This window comes from Paraburkholderia caffeinitolerans, assembly GCF_902859945.1.
GTDB classification, from domain to species: Bacteria; Pseudomonadota; Gammaproteobacteria; order Burkholderiales; family Burkholderiaceae; genus Paraburkholderia; species Paraburkholderia caffeinitolerans.
In genome coordinates, this window is record NZ_CADIKL010000096.1 from 1 (window position 1) to 1,886 (window position 1,886).

Consider the following 1,886-nt stretch of genomic DNA (forward strand, 5'->3'; position numbering starts at 1 on the left):
CCTACTCATCAAGCCGATGACATCGCCGCACTTCTACCGCATCGATGGGTGCCTGCCGCCGCCTGATTGACGGCAATTTAGGCTGAGGGGTGCCTTTGCCGGGCGCTTACGGCTCTTCAAGGACGCGGTAGGAACATTTACTGACCAGATCGAAGATCGAGGCATTGACGAGATCTTCATTGACCTGACGGACGTAGAGGGTGAGTCCCACGAGCTCGGGATGCGGATCAAGGCTGCGGTGCGCCAGGCCACGAACCTCACCTGCTCCATTGCGATTGCGCCAAACAAACTGCTCGCAAAGATCGGATCCGAAATGGACAAGCCTGACGGGCTCACGCTTCTTACGATGGCGGATCTCGAAGCGCGCATCTGGCCTCTCGCAGCGAAGAAGGTCAATGGTATCGGCCCCCGTGCGAATGATCGTCTCGCGAGCATTGGGATTGTGACGGTCGGTGGGATTGCTGCTGCAGACCCCGCGCGGCTGCAGGAACATTTCGGACGCACATACGCTGAGTGGCTGGCGAGAATCGCGCGCGGAATCGACGACCGCGTCGTCGTTGTCTCCTCCGAACCAAAGTCCATGAGCCGCGAAACAACGTTCGAGCGCGATATGCACGTCGCCCGCGACCGCGCGATTCTGACGCCGGTGCTAACGGGGTTATGCGAACGGGTTGCCGGGGATCTGCAGCGCAAAGGATACGCGGGCCGCACGGTTGGGCTAAAGATCAAGTTTGCAGACTTCAAGATTGTGACTCGCGACCTGTCGCTCGCCGATCCCGTGGCGGATACAGCTGCCATACGGCGAGCGGTCGGCGAGTGTTTGAAGCGGGTGACGCTGGATCGGCGGATTCGGCTTATCGGTGTGCGCGTCGGCTCGCTGGAGCCGGCGGCTGATGACGCATCGTCTGTGGCTCCGGTGCAGCGCGAATTGCCGTTCGATAGCTGACGTCGACTGACGATGGTTAGTCTTGATCGACCGGCTGCGCACCATCGATTGGGGTTTCGACCGTCATCGGGACCGCGAAGTAAATGCGAAAGCGTCTGCCGCTCGGTGGCCGAAGGCCCATGTATCTCGTGCGGTCCTTCGTCCAGCCGTTGCGCGTCCTCTCCAACGATTCTTCGTTAACCAAAGCTAATAATTCGGTGTGACTCTTTATGTCCTCGCTATTGATGGCGTTTTGAAAAAATGCCTTCAACAAAAATCGATCGTCCATGGGAAAGCGTGTCCGGGCGCTATCCATCCACCGCGACATCACGGCTCAGCGATGCGCAATAGTATCGGGAATGGCGCATTCTCGAGCATCAACGCGTACCCCGTAGTCCCAGGCCATCGAGTCCACGGACGCGATCCAGTCGAGCGCACTGAGCTTTTCAAGGCACTGACCTTTCACGCCGAAAAGATGAAGCTTCGAGCCGGGTGGTAAGTGTCCTTCAAGGCCAGCTAGCACCGCATAGAGGTCGTGACGCGGGTCATTGAGATTTCGGCGACAAACCGAACCAAGCCCGATCAGCGTTGGTTCAGCCAGCCAGGGTCTCCAGCGTTCCCACACCGACAGCAGCAGGTCGAGGCTGCGGCGGTACTCGTCGACCGAGTAGCCTGGATCACAGGCACAGGCACGCGAACAAGATTGCTCACCGTTCGGCTGTCGCAGTCTCGGGAAAGTTGTTCCTGCCACGCGTACACCACGCGCAACGTTCCCTCCAGCATCGTCGCGGTCGCCCGAATTCTGTAATCGATCGCCTCACTGTCTGCTGCTATCTCGGGTTCGCAGCACATACTGACCAGTTCAATAAATAGTGCGTATATTGGATCAAGCTGCGTAGCGAACATGCTTCTCCTGAAACAGGTTGCGGATAACATGAGGCTGCTTCTGCCGGCGATGCAG

General features: G+C 58.6%; 2 protein-coding genes and 1 pseudogene. 1 reads left to right on the top strand and 2 read right to left on the bottom strand.

The features are described from left to right. Positions 1 to 109: 109 nt before the first annotated feature. Positions 110 to 946, top strand: a pseudogene (locus HV773_RS36370) (Y-family DNA polymerase); the annotation flags it as partial. 16 nt (positions 947 to 962) lie between these two features. Here the strand turns inward: HV773_RS36370 and HV773_RS36375 are convergent. Both HV773_RS36375 and HV773_RS36380 read right to left on the bottom strand, forming a co-directional pair. Next, positions 963 to 1,214 carry a hypothetical protein gene (locus HV773_RS36375; protein ID WP_175198537.1) on the bottom strand — a complete coding sequence of 84 codons (252 nt, stop codon included), beginning with the start codon at positions 1,212 to 1,214 and terminating at the stop codon, positions 963 to 965. 45 nt (positions 1,215 to 1,259) lie between these two features. After that, on the bottom strand, positions 1,260 to 1,676 hold the full coding sequence (locus HV773_RS36380; RefSeq protein ID WP_175198538.1) for a deazapurine DNA modification protein DpdA family protein: 417 nt from the start codon (positions 1,674 to 1,676) through the stop codon (positions 1,260 to 1,262). Positions 1,677 to 1,886 lie beyond the last annotated feature (210 nt).